We start from the raw sequence: 16,990 nt of genomic DNA on the forward strand, positions 1-16,990 counted from the left end.
GGCAGCGCGCTCAGTCCTCCTTGCGGATCAGCTTGCCCAGCGCCTCGCGGTCCGGTGCCAGCAGTTCGTCGATGCGCGGCTGGTTCACGTCGGCGACGATGATCTCGCCGACCTCCTGGTGCACGCTGCTGAAGATGCCGTGCGCCTTCATCTTCTCGGTCTGATACAGGTTGTCCTGGGTGGGCGTGACGTAGTGCACCGCCGCGGCCTTGAACCGGTTCACCAGCCACAGATGGGTCAGCGTCATCAGCCGCTTCTGGCGGAACTTCTCGGCGAAGGTGTTCTGATCGCGCACCGTCAGGATGCTGCGGCCGTGCCGGTCCTTGATCGGGTCGACGATCACGTTGGCGAGCTTCTCGCCGTCGTCATTGAAGATCCCGAGTTCGAGCACATCCGATCCGGGGCGGGTCGGGCGTAGCTGCACCCGCAGCTTGTCGGTGAGCTGATTGTGCTCGGCCCACATCGCCAGCCATTCCTCCAGCAGCTTCTTGGGCACCTCGGTCTGCACCAGGTGCTGATGCTGGGTGGAGCCGGCGCCCATCGCCTTGGTGGTGGCGGTGCGGCCGGACGAGGCGGCCAGCGCGGCATCGCTGCGCGGCCCGCCGACCAGGGTCTGCGGGGTCCGGTAGGGCGACTCGACCAACCGCATCTTGCGCTGCAGCCGGGCCAGCGCCAGCATGCCGTCTTGCAGCAGGGTGGCCGCGAACTCCTCGGAGGCCACGCCGTCGACCTGGTGCCCGCCGTAGGTGATGAAGTTGAAGACGAACCCCATCTTGCCGAGCTCGGCGGGGAAGGCCCGCATCTGTTCGTCGGTCATGCCGGTGGTGTCCCAGTTGAACGAGGGCGACAGGTTGTAGGCCAGCATCTGGTCGGGATACACGGCGTGGATGGCCTCGGCGAACTGGCGGGCGTCGTCGAGGTCGGCGGTCTTGGTCTCCATCCACAGCAGGTCGGCGAACGGCGCGGCGGCCAGCGACTTGGCGATCGCATAGGGAATGCCGCCGCGCACCTGGTAGTAGCCTTCGGGGGTCTTGGCCCGCTCGCAGTCCCAGCCGGAGTCGGCGTTCAACTCCGCGGCCTTCGCCTGGGCCGTGTAAAACGGTGCGCGTTCGGCGAATTCGCGCCACTGCGCGGCGGTCATGTTGCGTGGCTCGCCTTCGCCTTCGGCGAACTCCAGCAGCTCGGCGACGGCTTCGCCGTAGGTCATCAGTCCGGCGTCGTTCTGCCAGGCTTCGACGAACTTCGATTCGATCTCGTCGTAGAGCCCATCCACGGGCTGTCGGCCGTCGCTGCTCCAGCCCTCGGCGGCTTTGGTGATCGACGCGCTGATGCCGCTGCGTTCCAGCCAGGCGTCGGCGGCGGCGTACTCGCCGTCGGGCAGGTCATAGAGCAGGTGACCGTTGATCTCGGTGATCCCGGAGTTGTACAGCTGCCGCGTCATGGCCAAGAAACAGGCCTTGTAGGACGGGATCTTCAGGTTGGTGGTGCCCAGGATGAACGGCTGGTCGCGCTCGTCGGCGCGGCTGTCGATCAGGTTGGCCGCCTCGGCGTCGGTGCGCGCCACGATGATGCCGGGCACCCCCATCATGTCCAGCTGGAACCGGGCGGTGTTCAGCCGCTTGATCTGCTCGTCGGAGGGCACCAGCACCTTGCCACCCTGATGCCCGCATTTTTTGGTCCCAGGTCGCTGATCTTCGATGTGATAGCCGGGGACACCGGCTTCGACGAAACGCCGGATCAGGTTGCGCACGTGCGGATCACCGCCGTGACCGGTGTCGGCGTCGGCGATGATGAACGGCCGGTAGTCCACCGCGGGCGTGGCGGCACGCTGTTGGTCGGTCATCTTCAACCGCAGGTACTGCTGATTGCGATCGGCGGTGAGCAGGGCACGCACCAGCCCGGCGGCCTCCTCGGGCACTTGGCTCAGCGGGTAGCTGGCCAGGTCGGGGCCCGGGTCTTCGGTAATGGAGCCCTTGGCCGACGTCGCCCAGCCGCCCAAGTAGATGCCCTCGATCCCGACTCGCTTCATCACCACCGCCTGGCCGGGCGAATAGGGCCCGAAGGAGGTGATGCTCTTCTGCTGGGCGAACAGCTCTCGGAGACGGGCGTAGAACGCGGTCGCCGCTTCGCGCGCCACGATGTAGTCGGCCGGGATGGTGCCGCGCTGCTCGACCACCTGGCGGGCGGAGTACAGGCGGGTGATTCCTTCGAAACGCGGGCTGTCGAAATATTGCTGGGTCGCCTCGATGTCAGCCTCGATGTCTCGTTGGCCTGGTGCACTCGCGTTTGTCTCGATGGTCGTCATGGAATTACGCTCCTGTTCGCCGTGCTATTGCGACGGTCCCAGCTTCGTCTCTCCTCCGTCGAGCCTCGCTGAACCGCCGTGCTGTTGCGGCGGTCCCAGCTTCGTCTCTCCTCCGTCGAGCCTCGCTGAACCGCCGGGAACCGCAGGTGTTACTCCCACGATTGTGCCGCCGCTCGCTGAACGATTACCCACTTTTGCTCTACATCTTCTGCGCGCTGCCGGCGACGCCGCCAAAGTTGCGTGAAGCCGGTGGATCCGGGTGATTTCGCGGTTAGGGTGAGAGTTATGACGGCCGGGTCAGACCGTTGGGCCACCCCCTGGGGTCAGCCGCCGCAGCACATCGCTTCGGTGGATCACCCGGTCGGCCGCTGGGGCGCGCGCCGGATGAGCCGGCGCTTCGCCGGCGTCGGCGTCCAGATCCCGGCGGCCCGCCTGCGCGAGTTGACGGCCGGCGCACCGCTGGCGGCCGCGGAGTCGATCGACTACATGTTCGCACTCACCGCGACCGCCATGAAACGCGAGCAGCGCCTGGCCCGCTCGCAGCGCAACCGCCGCCGCCTCGTGCACGCACTCATCGTGGCCGGGCTGATGCTCGCCGCGCTGAACCTGCTGATCTGTATGGGCTACGTCTTCATCAGCCTGGCGCTGCACGAACCGGTGATGTGATCCCCGCCTTAGACTGCGGGAATGGATCACCCGACGCACCCGGCGGCGCTCAAGGGCCTGATCCAGATCGAGGAGTGCCTGGACGAGCACGGCGGCATCGTCCTACCGCCGGGGGACACCCTGATCTCGTTGATCGACCGCAACATCGCCAATGTCGGCGACGCGGTGGCCTTCCGCTACCTCGACTACGCCGGACCGGACGAGGGCCGCGCCATCGAACTGACCTGGGCGCAGTTCGGTCGGCGGTTGCGTGCCATCGCCGCCCGGCTGCAAACACTCACCGAGCGCGGCGACCGGGTGGCGATCCTGGCGCCCCAAGGCCTCGATTACGTCGCCGGGTTCTACGCGGCGGTCAAGCGCGGAGCCGTCGCAGTGCCCTTGTTCGCCCCGGAGTTGCCGGGACACGCCGAACGCCTCGACACCGCGTTGCGCGACTCCGCCCCGGTCGCGGTCCTGACCACGGCAGCGGTGCGGCACATCGTCGAAGACTTTCTGCGCGCACTGCCGCAGCAGCTGCAGCCGCACGTCGTCGTCATCGACGAGATCCCGGATTCGGCCGCCGCGGAATTCGTGCCGGTGGACATCGACGTCGATGACGTGTCACACCTGCAGTACACCTCGGGCACCACCCGCGCGCCGGTCGGTGTGCGGGTGACCCACCGCGCGGTGGGGACCAACCTGCTGCAGATGATCCTGTCGATCGACATGCTGGACCGAAACACCCACGGGCTCAGCTGGTTACCGCTCTACCATGACATGGGCCTGTCGATGATCGGATTTCCCGCGGTCTACGGTGGACACTCCACGCTGATCTCACCGACCGCGTTCATCCGCCGGCCGCAGCGCTGGATCCACGCCCTGTCGGACGCCTCGCGGCGCGGCCGGGTCGTCACCGCGGCACCGAACTTCGCCTACGAACTGACCGCTCAGCGTGGGCTGCCCGCCTCGGGCGCCGACATCGACTTATCCGGCGTGGTGATGATCATCGGATCCGAGCCGGTGAGCATGCCGGCGATCACGGCGTTCAACGAGGCCTTCGCCCCCTACGGGTTGCCGCGCACCGCGATCAAGCCGTCCTACGGGATCGCCGAAGCCACGCTGTTCGTGGCGACCATCGACCCCGACGCCGAGGCCAGCGTGCTGCACCTGGGGCGCGAGCAGCTCGGCGCGGGGCGCGCGGTGCCGGTGGCCGCCGACGCCCCCGATGCGGTGGCGCAGGTGTCGTGCGGCCGGGTCGCGCGCAGCCTGTGGGCGGTGATCGTCGACGCCGACGCCGGCCAGGAACTGCCCGACGGCCACGTCGGCGAGATCTGGTTGCACGGCGACAACGTGACCGCCGGCTATTGGGGCCGCCCCGAGGAGACCCGGCGGGCCTTCGGCGCTCGGCTGCGGCGCCGGCTGGCGCAGGGCAGTCACGCGCAGCGCGTGCCGAGCGACGGAACCTGGCTGCGCACCGGCGATCTGGGGTTCTATCTCGACGGCGAGCTTTATGTGACCGGCCGAACGGTGGACCTGATGACCATCGAGGGCCGCAGCCATTACTCGCACGATATCGAGGAAACGGTCGCGCAGGCCTCGGCGATGGTGCGCAGCGGCTACGTGGTCGCGTTCACCGCAGACACGAGCGACCGGCTGGTCATCGTCGCCGAGCGCGCCACCGGCACCGGACGCAAGGATCCCGCGCCGGCGATCGAGGCGATCCGAGCGCAGGTGTCGCGGGTGCACGGGCTGATCGCCGCCGACGTCCTGTTCGTGCCGGCCGGGGCGATCCCGCGCACCACCAGCGGCAAACTCGGGCGTACCGCCTGCCGTGCGCAGTACCTCGCCGGCGCGCTGGATCCGCGCTGACGGCGCCGCGCACAGCGGACGCACAGCGCAGACATGCCGGGCACCAAAAATAGCTAGATAACCTTCCTAAATCGGCTCGTCGGTGTGGATCGCCGGCCAGGTCATAAGGGGAGGCAATGGATTTCGGAGCCTTGCCGCCGGAGGTCAATTCGGCGCGGATGTACGCCGGTGCCGGCCCGAGTTCGCTGCTGAGTTCCGCAACCGCCTGGCAGGAGCTCGCCGCCGAGCTCAATTCGGCCGCAGCGTCCTACGGTTCGGTGGTCGAAGGCCTGACCAGCGGAGCATGGATCGGGCCGTCGGCACTGGCGATGGCGGCTGCGGCCAGCCCCTACGCCACCTGGCTCAGCGCGACCGGCGCCCAGGCCCAGCAAGCGGCCGCCCAGCTCACCGCGGCGGTCGGGGCGTATGAGACCGCCTACGCGGCAACCGTTCCGCCGCCGTTGATCGCGGCGAACCGCGGCCTGCAGGCAACGCTGATCGCGACGAACATCCTGGGCCAGAACACCGCGGCGATCGCGGCAACCGAGGCGGAGTACCTGGAGATGTGGGCCCAGGACGCCGCGGCGATGTACGGCTATGCGGCGGCGTCGGCAGCGGCCACCCGGGTCACGCCGTTCACCTCACCGCCGCAGACCACCGACCCGACCCGACAAGCCAGCCAGGCCTCTTCGGTGGCGCAGTCTGCTGCGGCCACCACAGGTGCCGACACCGAGACCTTGATGAGCCAAGGGCCGCAACTGATCTCGACGACCCCGGCGGCGCTGCAGACGCTGGCGGCGCCGGTGACCGAGACGCCGTCGGGTTCCTCGACGGCATCACTGTCCAGCCTGACCTCGCTGACCATGCCGCTGCGGATGGCGATGATGCCGATGAGCATGCTGATGCGGATGCTGATGACCGGGACCAACGGAGCCAAGGGTGCTGCCGCTGGTCTGGCCGCTGCCCCGGCCGCGGTGGCCGGTACTGCGGGTTCGGTGACCCTGACCGGCTTCACCGGAGGGCAGGCTGCCACGGCCGGCCTGGGCCGGGCCGCCTCGATCGGGGCACTGTCGGTGCCGCCGGCCTGGACCGGCATGGGGGTGGCCACCACACCGGCGGCCGCGGCGCTGCCGATGACCGGCGGGGTCGCTCCGGCGGGAATGGGGCCCGCGTCGGCGATTCCGCCGATGGTTCCGTTCGGGAACCTGGGCGGCCGTGGCGGTTTCGGTGCCTCGGCCACCCAGTACGACTTCCGTCCTACGGTGATCCCGCGGTCACCGGCAGCGGGGTAGCCACCATCTCACGGTCGGTGCGGCGCGTCCGCTGAACGTTGAGGGGCCACCAGAACCAGCGGCCGAGCAGCGCCGCGATCGACGGCGTCAGGAACGAGCGCACGATCAGGGTGTCGAACAGCAGTCCGAGCCCGATCGTGCTGCCGGCCTGGCCGATCGAGTACAGGTCGCTGACCGCCATCGACATCATCGTGAACGCGAACACCAGGCCGGCCGCGGTGACCACCGATCCGGTTCCGCCGATCGAACGGATGATCCCGGTCTTGATTCCGGCGCCGATCTCCTCCTGGAAGCGGGAGACCAGCAGCAGGTTGTAGTCCGAGCCCACCGCCAACAGGATGATGACGCCGAACACCGGGGCGATCCAGTTCAGCGGCAGCCCGAAGATGTGCTGCCACACCAGCACCGACAGCCCGAACGCCGCGCTCAGCGACAACAGCACGGTGCCGACGATCACCGCGGCGGCCACCAGCGCCCGGGTCAGCAGCAGCATCACGATGAAGATCAGCGTCACCGCGGCCACCCCGACGATCAGGATGTCGTAGGCGGACCCGGCTTGGATGTCGTTGTACACCGCCGCGGTCCCGGTGAGATAGAACTTGGCGTTGGTCAGCGGCGTCCCCTTAACGGCGTCGTGGGCGGCGGCTAGCATCGGTTCGACGAACGAAATGCCTTTGGGGGTAGCCGGATCGGCGTCGTAGGTGACGATGAACCGGGCCGCGGTGCCGTCCGGCGACAAGAAGAGCTGCAGGCCCTTCTGAAAGTCCGGGTTGTCGAAGGCTTCCGGCGGCAGATAGAAGTAGTCGTCGGCCTTGGCGGCGTCGAACGCCCGGCCCATCTCGGTGGCGGTGTCGGTCATCCGCGACATCTGGGTGACCAGGCTGGAGACGCTCGAGTGCATCGTCAACAGGCTGCCCCGCATGGATTCGGCCACCGCGATCATCGGGTCGAACTGCCCGACGATCTGCGGCATCACCGCATTCATGTCGGCCATGTCGGCCAGCAGCGGCACCATGTTCTCGCTGAACTTGTCCATGCCGTCATAGGCGTCGAACACTGACCGGATGGCATGACAGACCGGGATGCCCGTGCAGTGCTGTTCCCAGTAGAAGTAATTGCGGACCGGGCGGGCGACGTCGTCGAAATCGGCGATGTGGTCCCGGATCTCGTCGACGGTCTGGCTGATAGCGGCCATGTCGGTGTTCATGTTCTCGGTGGTGGTGTTCATCCGGGTGACCAGATCCCGCAGCCGCACCATCGAGTCGACGGTGGCGCCCAGATCGTCGCTCATCGTGACCATGTCCAACAGCCGGTCGGTCATGAACTGCAGGTTCTCCTGGATGGGGACGGCCTGCATGCTGATCTGGAACGGGATCGAAGTGTGCTCGATCGGGCTGCCCAGCGGCCGGGTGATGCTCTGCACCCTCTCCACTCCGCGGGTGCGGAACATGTTCTTGGCGATCCGGTCCAAGATGATCATGTCGGCCGGATTGCGCAGGTCATGGTCGGCTTCGACCATCAGCACGTCGGGGTTCATCCGGGCGGCGCTGAAATGGCGTTCGGCGGCGTCGTAGCCGACGTTGGCCGGCAGATCGGCCGGGATGTAGTAGCGGTCGTTGAAGCTGATCTTCATGCCCGGGACCGCGAGCATCCCGGCCAGCGTGACCAGCAGCGCGCCCACGAACACCGCACCGGGCCAGCGGACGGTCGCGGTGCCGATGCGCCGCCAGCCGCGTCCCTCGACTCGTTTGGGGTCTAGCAACGGCGCGGCCACCGCGACGACGGCCGGCGCGACGGTCAGCGCGCCGGCGATCACCACCAGCAGGCCCAACGCCGACGGGATGCCGAGCGCTTTGAAATAGGACAGCCGGGCGAAGTGCAGACACAACGAGGCCCCGGCGATGGTCAGCCCGGAGCCCAAGATGACATGCCAGGTGCCGCGAAACATTGAGTACCAGGCGGTTTCGCGGTCCTCGCCGGCGTTGCGGGCCTCGTGGTAGCGGCCGATGAGGAAGATCGCATAGTCGGTGCCGGCCGCGATCGCCAGCGACGACAGCATCGCGACCACGAATGTCGAGAACCCCAGCAGGCCGCGGTCTCCCAGCAGCGCAACCAATCCGCGGGCGGTGCCCATCTCGAAGCCGACCATCACCAGAGCCAGCGCCACCGTGGCAGCCGAGCGGTAGACGATCGCCAGCATGATGATGATGACCAGGCCGGTGACGGCCATCATCTTGAGCATGGATTTGTCGGCGGCTTCGGTCATGTCGGTGGTCAGCGCGGCCTGGCCGGTGACATACGCGCTCACCCCATCGGGCGCCGGGACCGACGCGACGATCTTGCGCACTGCGTCGACCGACTCGTTGCCCAGGGTGCTGCCCTGGTCGCCGGCGGTGTTGATCTGCGCGTAGGCGGCATGGGCGTCGGTGCTCTGTACGCCGGCGGCGGTGATCGGATCACCCCACAGGTCGGAGATGTGCTGCACGTGGTGGTGATCGGCGGACAGCTTCTCGATCAGGGTGTCGTAGTAGAGGTGGGCGTCGGCTCCGAGTTCGGTCCGGCCTTCCAGCACCAGCATGACCATGCTGTCGGAGTCGAATTCGTCGAACTTCGCGCCGATGTGCTTGGCGGCGATCAGCGACGGCGCATCCTGTGGGGACATCGTCACGGCGTGTTCGCGCGCGACCGATTCGATCGGCGGCACCAGCACGTTGAGGCCGACGGTCAGCAGCAGCCAGAAGATGATCAGCGGCCACGCGAGCCGGCGGATCAGGCGCATGTATGCCGGGCGGGGGTTGTCGTGCGCGCTCATGCGGCTTTGACCAGACAGAAGACCTGGGCGTGGTGCCCGGTGGCGTGCTGTTCGTCTTTGATGTCGCCGTTGACCGTGATCCGGCAGCCGATCCCATCGGCGTCGCCCTGGGCCACCAGGTTGCCGACCACGGCCGGGTTGGTCGTGGTCATGGTGAGAGACCAGGGGAGTGCCGTGAACGTCGACTGCACGGGTCGGGTCTGCTCGTCGAGGTAGCTGACTCCGCCGGTGGCGCCGTGGGGCCCGAAAATCTCGTAGACGACTCGCTTTTCGTTGATCGATGCGATCGGGGTGGAGCCGCTGCCATCCCATCCGAAGATCTCGTCGGATCCGAAGGCGCCGCGCAGGTTGATCACGGCCATGGCTCCGGCCGCCGCCGCCAGCGTGACAACCAATGGCAGCCAGGTCCGTTTAGTGATCGCGCCTATCGCACTCACGCCGCACCTCCGTTCCGTTCCATGGGCCCACTATACCCCCTGGGGTATATGACCAAGTGGCCGGTGACCGTCGGCGGAGTCGATTCGAGCTAGGTGGTGCGCCGTTTCTGGGCGGCGACCGCTTCGCCGAGCCAGCGGCGCAGGAAGCGGCGAAGCTCGTCGGGGGAGCGATCGGGATCGTTGGGTGCCACGATGAACGACAGCATGATCCGCAGGGTGAATTCGACGAGTTCACGCAGGCTGGGCTCGTCGTAGCCGTGCTGCGACCAATCGACGTCGAACCGGTCGATCATCCGCATTCCCAATGCCAAGGACTCCTGCGACGTTATCTCCCGGTTGAGCGGGGAGGTGGAGGACAGCATCGCGCCCAGCTGGGGGGAGCGGGCCACGGCGTCCAGGGTGTAAAGGGTTCCTTCGGTGAGTGCGTCGGCCGGATCGTGAATGCCCTGGACGTGTTCGGTCAGCCGGTCGAGGAAGTCGTCGACCGAGGCGATGGCCACGGCGCGCATAAGGGCGTCGGCGGTGGGGAAGTAGCGGTACACCGTCTGCCGGATGACGCCCAGCGAGGCGGCGACGTCGGCCAACGACACCGCCGAGCCCGTTTCGGCCACCAGGTCGACGGCCGTGGCGATGATCCGCCGGCCGGCTTCTTCGTCGTTGCGGGGCGGGTTACCGCCCCAGCCGCGTCGGCGTGCCATCAGCGGACCCCTTGACAACCGTCACGCATCGAACAATCATACGCGAGGACGTTCATTTGTATGTTGATTGCTGAGGTGGCCATGACCGACCTGATCGTGCGCAAGTTGCGGTTCGCATTCGCCGATCATCCCGTGCCCTTTCTGTGGAATGAAGCCAACCCGGCGTTCTCGTCGATGGCCAACGCCGTGTCATTACTGGCCATCGGGTTCGAGAAGATGATCGTCTCGACGATGGCCGACGTCACGCCGACGATCACCGACCCGGAGATCGCCGCGGAGGCCGATGCCTTCGTCCGTCAGGAAGGCCAGCACTCGATGGCCCATCGCGGGCACGCGCGGGCGCTGATCAAGGCCTACCCGGGGCTCAAAGAGACCCTCGACGAGTGCAACGCGATGTTCGACCGACTGGTCGCCGAGACACCGCTGCGCTACCGGCTGGCCTACACCGCCGATCTCGAGGCGACCTTCACGCCGGTGTTCAAGCTGATGCTCGATCACGACGACACGCTGTTCGCGCCGGGCGATGACCGGGTCGCGTCACTGTTCTTGTGGCACTTCGTCGAAGAGGTCGAGCATCGCAGCTCCGCGCTGATCATCTACGACGCCGTCGTCGGCGACCCGTGGTACCGGATGCGGATGGCGCCGTCGATCTTCAAACATGTGATGAGCGTGATCAAGGTGGCGTGCCTGGGATTCAACAAGCACATCCCGCTGGCCGAGCGCAAAGTCGATGCGCTGTCGCTGTTCAGCACCTACCGCGGCAAACAGGCCTGGCGGCGGCGGATGCCGTTCGGCTGGCCGGCCGATCAAGGGCCGGTCGTCGATGCCTTCAAGCATCTGCCCAAAGGCGAGGTGCTCACCGCCGTGAACGGTATCGTGCGTAGTCAGCTGCCCAATCATCAACCGGCGCACGAGAAGATCCCGGTTCTGGCCGAGGAGTGGTTCGCCCGCTACGACCAGGGCTACGACGTGACCAAGTGGTACACCGCCGAGGAGAAGAGCGCCTGATGTCCGACTTGTGTGCACCCACTTTCGAGCAGCTCGCCCAATCGCTGGGGTTCTCCTGCTCGGAGGCCGGCGGTCTGGTGGAGTTCCGCAACCCGTTGCAGCTGGAGAACTGGACGTTGCCGGTGTTGGAGCTCACCGTGATCATCGGGGCGGTGCTGGCACTGGTCTACGCGATCAACCGGTTCCGGCGCCACGGCGATGCCACCAACCTGGCGCTGTGGTTCGGCGCGATCGCCTACCTGCTGATAATCGAGCCGCCGCTGTACTTCCCGGCGGCGTTCGGCATCAGCGAGCATGTCGATACGATGTTCGCGCACAACGTGTTCACCGTTGATTTCCTGTGGGGCCGGCTGCCGCTGTACATCGTCGCGATCTATCCGATGATGGCCACCGTCGCCTTCGAGATCGTCCGCATCCTAGGGGTGTTCCGCCGCTACGGCGTCGTCGTCGGTGCGATCTGCGTGGGTTTCGTCCACCACGTTTTCTACGAGATCTTCGACCACCTCGGCCCGCAGCTGCGCTGGTGGGAATGGTCGGTGGACAACCCGCTCAACCAACCCATGTTCGCCTCGGTGCCGATGGGCAGCGTGGTGGTGTTCGCGGCACTATGGCCGGCGTCGCTGGCGTTCTGCGTCCAGCTGTTCGTCGGCCGCCAGGTCGATCAGGGCAGGCGATTCAGCGGGCCGCAAGTGGTGTGGCGCACCATCGTCATCGGCCTCTTGGCCTCGCTGGGGACCGGCATCCTGCCGCTGCCGGCGACCCTTCTCGGTGCCGCCACCGACGGCAGGTTGCTGGGGATCGCTTATGCCGCCGAGCTTCTGGTCATCGTGGCGGTAGCCCTGCCGGTGCTCATCATGCAGTGGCGGCGGCTGAGGCTGAACCCGGCCACCACGGGCCGCCACGACAATCCGCTGATCGTCCGCTACGCGGCGGTGTACCTGGCGGTCATGACGGTGCTGTGGCTAACAGCTCTGCCGGCCTACCTCGGCGCGGTGGACGGGGTGACCGCCAACGGTGACCCGATCGGCAGTCTCTGGTACACCATCGGATGCTTCGCGGTGGCCTACCTGAGCGTCGCCGCCGCGGCCACCGTGCCGCCGATCCTGCCGGACACCGCCGAGCGGGCCGAGCACGCTCCCGTCGCGGTGTGATTCAGCGGCCCTGCCAGCGCGGTGGGCGCTTCTCCTGCCAGGCACGCAAGCCGTCGGCGACGTCCTCGGTGGCCCCGGCGACCTTGCGCATGGTCTCACCGAAGCGGACCGCGTCGATCCAGCTCATGTCGGCGCTGCGCCACGCCACCTCCTTGGTGGCCCGCTGGGCCAGGGGAGCGGCCTTGGTCAGGGTGCGCGCCCAGACCCGGGCGGTCTCTTGCAGCTCGGACGGCTCGACCAGCTTCCACACCAGCCCGATCTCCTTGGCCCGCTGCGCGGTGATCGGTTCGCCGGTCAGCAGCAGCTCCATCGCGTTGGCCCAGCCCACCCGCTGTGGCAGTCGGATCGCGCCGACGATGGTAGGGACCCCGATCGACACCTCCGGGAAACGGAACACCGCCTCAGTGCTGGCGATCACGAAGTCGCAGAACAACAGTCCGGTCAGCCCGTAGCCGATGCACGGGCCGTGCACCGCGGCGATGGTCGGCTTGAAAAGCTCCATGCCGCTTTCGAACGAGTTGATGGTGGGCTTCTCCCAGAACGTGCCGGCGAAGGTGCCTACGGCCCCTTGTGAATCGGTGAGGTCGGCCCCGGCGCAGAACACCTCCCCGTTGGCGGTGAGGATGCCCACCCAGGCGTCCTGCTCACCGCGAAACCGCTCCCAGGCCGCGTTGAGCTCATCGCGCAACGGCCCATTGATGGCGTTGCGGGCTTCGGGACGGTTCAGCGTGATGGTGGCGACGTGGTCGTCCAACGCATAGGTGACCAGAGACATGGCGCCACCGTACCGTCGGAGTCGTGCGATGGATCGTCGACGCGATGAACGTGATCGGTTCCCGGCCCGACGGCTGGTGGAAGGACCGCCACGCGGCCATGGTCCGGTTGACGCTGCAGCTGGAACGCTGGGCGGCCGCCGGCGACCGGCATGTCACGGTGGTGTTCGAAAAGCCGCCGTCCCCGCCGATCCGCTCGCAGCTCATCGAGATCGCCGCGGCGCCGCGGGCTGGTGTCGATTCCGCTGACCACGAGATCGTCCGGCTGGTGCGAAGCGCCGACCGGCCACCCGACATCACGGTGGTGACATCGGATATCGACTTGCTGGGGCGGGTCCGGGAGGCCGGCGCGAACACCTACCCCGCCAAGGGGTTTCGGGAGCTGATCGAGGGGCCGTAGGGCTCAGGCCGGCCGGCGCCCGGCCGCGGCCGCCCCGGCCCGGCGGCCGGCGAACACGCAGTCGGCGATCGACAGCCCGCTGACGTAGGACCGTGATGCGATACCGATGGCGGTGCGGCCGGCGCTGTAGAGCCCGGGAATCGGTGTGCCATCGGCGTCGACGACCGCGCCGGTGTCCTCGGCGACCCGAACCCCGCCCAGCGTCAGCATCGGGGTGGGCAGCAAGACGTTGGGTCGCACCGAGATGTCCAGCAGGGTGAACGGGGCCTTGTCGATCCGACGGCAGAACTCGGCCGGTTTTCCGGCCGGGTCCTCGGTACCGGCGTCGATCGCGTCGTTGTGCGCCGCGACGGCGGCCTGCAGGCCCCCGGGGTCGATGCCGGCGGCCCGGGCCACCTCGGCCAGCGTCCTCCCGCGCGCCGCGCCGGTGAACAGCAGCGCGGCGCCCTGGGCGCGCTGGAACCACAACGTCTGGGTGAGCAGCTGGCGGCGGGCCTCGGACATGAGTGCGGCGTCGGCCAGGATCCAGCCTTTGCTGCCATGGTTTTTCACCAACGCCTGGCCCAGCGCCGCACCGTAGCGGGTCTCGTCGATCACCCGGGTGCCCTTCTCGTCGACGACGATCGCGGAGATGAAGGCGCTCGGCGGCGTGATGAACCGCCATGCCGAGACGTTGTCCATCCGGTCGGGCATCCCACCGACGCTCTGCGCCAACGCGATGCCGCTGCCGTCGTCGCCGCTGGTTCCCAACGGCAGGCCGCCGTTGAATTCCGGGGCGTAGCGTTTGCGCCATTCGGTGTTGGCGATGAAGCCGCCGGCGCAGATGATCACCCCACGGCGCGCGGTGATCTCGATCGGCCGGGCGTAGCGGTCCTCCAGCTTCGCCAGGCGACGGTCCATCGCGGCGCGCAGCGGCGGGTAATAGACGCCCGGCTTGGAGGAGATCGCGGCCAGCCTCGCGTAGCGCCGCTGGATGCGCCGCGGCGCCTCGCCCATGGTCAGGGCGCGCACCCCGGTCACCCGGCCCGACGCGTCCTGCAGCAGTGCGGTGACCCGGGTGTGCGCCCGGAAATCCACCCCGAGCTTGCGCGCCGAGCCGGCCAGTGGCGCATAGATCTTCTTGCCCGAGGTGCCCTTGCCGTAGGCGCGGTGACCGCGCTGCACCGGCGGGGTCTGCGCGCGGGAGACGCCGGCGTTCTCGCTGCCGGAGTGGTACAGGTAGTAGCGGTTGTTCGGAAACGACGTCTTGTAGGGACACAGCGCCGCGTTGAACGGCACCCCGTGTTTGCTCAACCAGTCGATCATCTCCGGGCTGGTGTCCACGAAGCGCTGCAAGGTCTGCGGGCTGACCGCGTCGCCGACCTCCAGGCGCAGATAGTCCAGCATCTGCTCTGCGGTGTCGTGCACCCCGGCTTCGCGCTGGACCGCCGTGCCGGCCCCGGCGTAGATGATGCCGCCGGAGATCGCGGTGGCACCGCCGCCGTTGGCGCGATCGAGCGCTATGACCCCAGCGCCGAGTTCGGCGGCGGTGATCGCCGCGCAGGTGCCGGCCGCACCGAACCCGACCACGACGACGTCGGTTATCAGGCTGGTGATCACGCGCAATCTCCTCCACGACATGAGCTGGTCGGTCCCCAATGTAACAGTCGGTAGTCGGCCACCAGCAGAAGTGACCAGCGATGATGATCCGCAGTCGGGTCGTAAGCAGAACACGTTCTAGTTGGCTTGGAACGCTCCGAGCCCCGGTCTTGCCGGGTTTGCCACGGATGACAGGCGAAGATGAACCCCATGGCTGTCCGGTTACTGCGCACCCTCGCCGCCCTGGTCTTCGTTCTCGCCGCCGCGCCGGCGCCCGCCGGTGCGGCGCCGGGACCGGATCCCGCCGCGGTGGCCGCCGATCTGGTCGCCGCCGACCAGGCGCTGCGTAACCCGTCCGCGCCCGAGCAGGTACTTGCGGCCGCGGCCCGTCGCCAGCAGGTCGCCTACCGCACCCTGGGCGCGCATCCCGAGTGGGACGCGACCGCCCGCCCGCAGATCCCAGCCGCACTGCTGGAGGTCTACGACCGCAACATCGACGCCCGCCGCCAGCTCATGGCGCTCACCGAGCCCAAATCCACCCTGCCGCCGTGGCGCGTGGTGCCACCGGTACCGGCCAACGAGCTGATGGCCGCCTACCGCGCGTCCGAGGCAGCCTCCGGTGTGCCGTGGAACTACCTGGCGGCGATCAACTTCGTCGAGACCGGCTTCGGCCGCATCAACGGAGTCAGCGACGACGCCGCGCAGGGCCCGATGCAGTTCCTGCCCTCGACGTTCGCCGCGTACGGCAACGGCGGCGACATCCACTCACCGCGCGATGCCATCATGGCGGCCGGAAGACTATTGGCCGCCAACGGTTTTGCCACCAACCGCGACAAAGCCATCTGGAACTACAACCATTCCGATCACTATGTGCGCGCGGTCAACGACTATGCCGAGGTCATCGGTGGCGATCCGGCCGGATTCGCGAGTTACTACCGCTGGGATACCTACTACCGCACCACGGCCGGGGACCTGTTACTGCCGATCGGGTACGTCTCGACGACGCGGATCCCGGTCGAGCAGTACCTGGCCGCGCACCCGCAGTAACGCGTCAACCCTGCTGGGCCCGCCACTTGTCCAGCGCCCGGCGGTCGCGTTTGGTGGGCCGCCCGGCGCCGCGATCCCGTGCGGCCACCGGGGCAGGAGCAGCCGGTGGGGGCGGCGGAGTGCGATCCAGGTAGCAGGTCACCGCATCGGCCGCACCGACCCGCTTCTGAATCACCCGCACGACCTCGACGGTCCTGGTGCGGTCACCCACCCGGGCGCTCACCACGTCACCTGGAGAAACCGGCGTCGCGGGCTTGGCCGGCCGGTTATTGACCCGCACATGCCCGCCGCGGCAGGCCGCAGCGGCGTCCGGCCGGGTCTTGGTCACTCGCACCGCCCACAGCCAGCGATCCACCCGGGCCGATTCCATGGCACTGCGGCTCAGCGGGCCTTGAGGATCTTGATCGCGAAGACCAGGGTGTCGCCCGGCAGGATGCCGGCGGCCGGTTGACCCTCGGGGTAACCGTCGGCGGGAATCATCGCGACCGCCACGGTCGAGCCGACTTTCTGGCCGGCGATGGCCTTCTGGAAGCCCGGCACGACGCGGTCGAGTCCGAACTCCACCGGCTCGCCCCGCTCGTAGCTGCTGTCGAACACCGACCCGTCGCGGCCGTTGACGCCCATGTAGCAGACCGACACGCGCGCGTTATCGGCGACGATCGGTCCGTCGCCGGCCTTGAGCGTCTGCACCTGCGTCTGGGTCACCGTGAACGGCGCCTCCACGGCGACGCGCGGGGCCGCGGTCTCGGTCGAGCCGGTCACCGCGACGCTGCCGCTGGAGCCGGGCAGTGTCCAATCGGCTGCGCCGCCGTCGGCGGGCGGTGTCGACGGACAGGCCGACGGCGTCTGGTTGGTGGGGGGTACGAACAGATCCGTGACCGAGGAGGTGCGCTCCGAGGAGGTGTTGTCCTCAGAGCTGCCGCACGCGGTCAGCGTCATTCCCAGGCAGAGGGCACCGGCAGCGAACGCGACGAAAGAGGGGGCGCGAAAGGAAGT

The 16,990-nt window shown here is 68.0% G+C and carries 15 protein-coding genes; 7 read left to right on the forward strand and 8 right to left on the reverse strand.

Going from position 1 to position 16,990, the window contains the following annotated elements:
- Positions 1-10: 10 nt before the first annotated feature.
- A complete protein-coding gene (gene aceA / locus A5648_RS16365; RefSeq protein WP_065025556.1) occupies positions 11-2,305 on the reverse strand; it encodes an isocitrate lyase ICL2 in 2,295 nt (764 codons plus the stop codon).
- Positions 2,306-2,590: 285 nt separating this feature from the next.
- Here aceA and A5648_RS16370 point away from each other — a divergent pair, with 285 nt between their 5' ends.
- The 3 genes from A5648_RS16370 (at position 2,591) to A5648_RS16380 (ending at position 6,090) form a co-directional block, all read left to right on the forward strand.
- Complete coding sequence (locus A5648_RS16370) at positions 2,591-2,971, forward strand: hypothetical protein (RefSeq protein ID WP_234787448.1); 381 nt, start codon at positions 2,591-2,593, stop codon at positions 2,969-2,971.
- A gap of 21 nt (positions 2,972-2,992) precedes the next feature.
- Positions 2,993-4,819, forward strand: a complete 1,827-nt coding sequence (locus A5648_RS16375) for a fatty acyl-AMP ligase (protein WP_065025557.1) — start codon at positions 2,993-2,995, stop codon at positions 4,817-4,819.
- A 116-nt stretch (positions 4,820-4,935) separates the two neighbouring features.
- On the forward strand, positions 4,936-6,090 hold the full coding sequence (locus tag A5648_RS16380) for a PPE family protein (RefSeq protein ID WP_065025558.1): 1,155 nt from the start codon (positions 4,936-4,938) through the stop codon (positions 6,088-6,090).
- Here the strand turns inward: A5648_RS16380 and A5648_RS16385 are convergent.
- The 3 genes from A5648_RS16385 to A5648_RS16395 all read right to left on the reverse strand — a co-directional run bounded on the left by A5648_RS16385 (position 6,056) and on the right by A5648_RS16395 (position 10,037).
- Positions 6,056-8,902 (reverse strand): RND family transporter, encoded by a 2,847-nt coding sequence (locus tag A5648_RS16385; RefSeq protein ID WP_065025559.1) that lies wholly within the window; start codon positions 8,900-8,902, stop codon positions 6,056-6,058. The two genes, A5648_RS16380 and A5648_RS16385, sit on opposite strands and share 35 nt — an antisense overlap.
- The gene (locus tag A5648_RS16390; protein WP_428844348.1) at positions 8,899-9,330 is read right to left on the reverse strand and encodes an MmpS family transport accessory protein; all 432 of its coding nucleotides are present in this window, start codon (positions 9,328-9,330) and stop codon (positions 8,899-8,901) included. Before A5648_RS16390 ends, A5648_RS16385 begins: the two co-directional genes overlap by 4 nt.
- 98 nt (positions 9,331-9,428) lie before the next feature.
- Positions 9,429-10,037, reverse strand: coding sequence for a TetR/AcrR family transcriptional regulator (locus A5648_RS16395; protein ID WP_065025561.1), 609 nt, complete (start codon positions 10,035-10,037; stop codon positions 9,429-9,431).
- Positions 10,038-10,118: 81 nt separating this feature from the next.
- On the opposite strand from A5648_RS16395, the gene A5648_RS16400 reads away from it, so the two are divergent.
- Positions 10,119-11,045, forward strand: a complete 927-nt coding sequence (locus A5648_RS16400) for a metal-dependent hydrolase (RefSeq protein WP_065025600.1) — start codon at positions 10,119-10,121, stop codon at positions 11,043-11,045.
- Positions 11,045-12,196, forward strand: coding sequence for a hypothetical protein (locus tag A5648_RS16405; protein ID WP_065025562.1), 1,152 nt, complete (start codon positions 11,045-11,047; stop codon positions 12,194-12,196). Before A5648_RS16400 ends, A5648_RS16405 begins: the two co-directional genes overlap by 1 nt.
- Position 12,197: 1 nt before the next feature.
- Here A5648_RS16405 and A5648_RS16410 read toward each other — a convergent pair whose 3' ends face one another.
- Positions 12,198-12,971: an enoyl-CoA hydratase/isomerase family protein gene (locus A5648_RS16410; RefSeq protein ID WP_065025563.1), complete on the reverse strand. Its 774-nt coding sequence runs from the start codon at positions 12,969-12,971 to the stop codon at positions 12,198-12,200.
- A gap of 23 nt (positions 12,972-12,994) precedes the next feature.
- Here A5648_RS16410 and A5648_RS16415 point away from each other — a divergent pair, with 23 nt between their 5' ends.
- Positions 12,995-13,369: an NYN domain-containing protein gene (locus tag A5648_RS16415; protein ID WP_065025564.1), complete on the forward strand. Its 375-nt coding sequence runs from the start codon at positions 12,995-12,997 to the stop codon at positions 13,367-13,369.
- 3 nt (positions 13,370-13,372) lie between these two features.
- On the opposite strand, the gene A5648_RS16420 is transcribed toward A5648_RS16415, so the two are convergent.
- Positions 13,373-14,968, reverse strand: coding sequence for an FAD-binding protein (locus tag A5648_RS16420; protein ID WP_428844347.1), 1,596 nt, complete (start codon positions 14,966-14,968; stop codon positions 13,373-13,375).
- Positions 14,969-15,157: 189 nt separating this feature from the next.
- On the opposite strand from A5648_RS16420, the gene A5648_RS16425 reads away from it, so the two are divergent.
- Positions 15,158-15,994 (forward strand): lytic transglycosylase domain-containing protein, encoded by an 837-nt coding sequence (locus tag A5648_RS16425; RefSeq protein ID WP_065025566.1) that lies wholly within the window; start codon positions 15,158-15,160, stop codon positions 15,992-15,994.
- Between the two features lie 4 nt (positions 15,995-15,998).
- On the opposite strand, the gene A5648_RS16430 is transcribed toward A5648_RS16425, so the two are convergent.
- A complete protein-coding gene (locus tag A5648_RS16430) occupies positions 15,999-16,364 on the reverse strand; it encodes an RNA-binding S4 domain-containing protein (protein ID WP_064855499.1) in 366 nt (121 codons plus the stop codon).
- 11 nt (positions 16,365-16,375) lie between these two features.
- A complete protein-coding gene (locus A5648_RS16435; RefSeq protein WP_428844349.1) occupies positions 16,376-16,933 on the reverse strand; it encodes an FKBP-type peptidyl-prolyl cis-trans isomerase in 558 nt (185 codons plus the stop codon).
- Between the last annotated feature and the right edge of the window lie 57 nt (positions 16,934-16,990).

It is taken from the genome of Mycolicibacter sinensis (assembly GCF_001673565.1).
Lineage (GTDB): Bacteria > Actinomycetota > Actinomycetes > Mycobacteriales > Mycobacteriaceae > Mycobacterium > Mycobacterium sinense_C.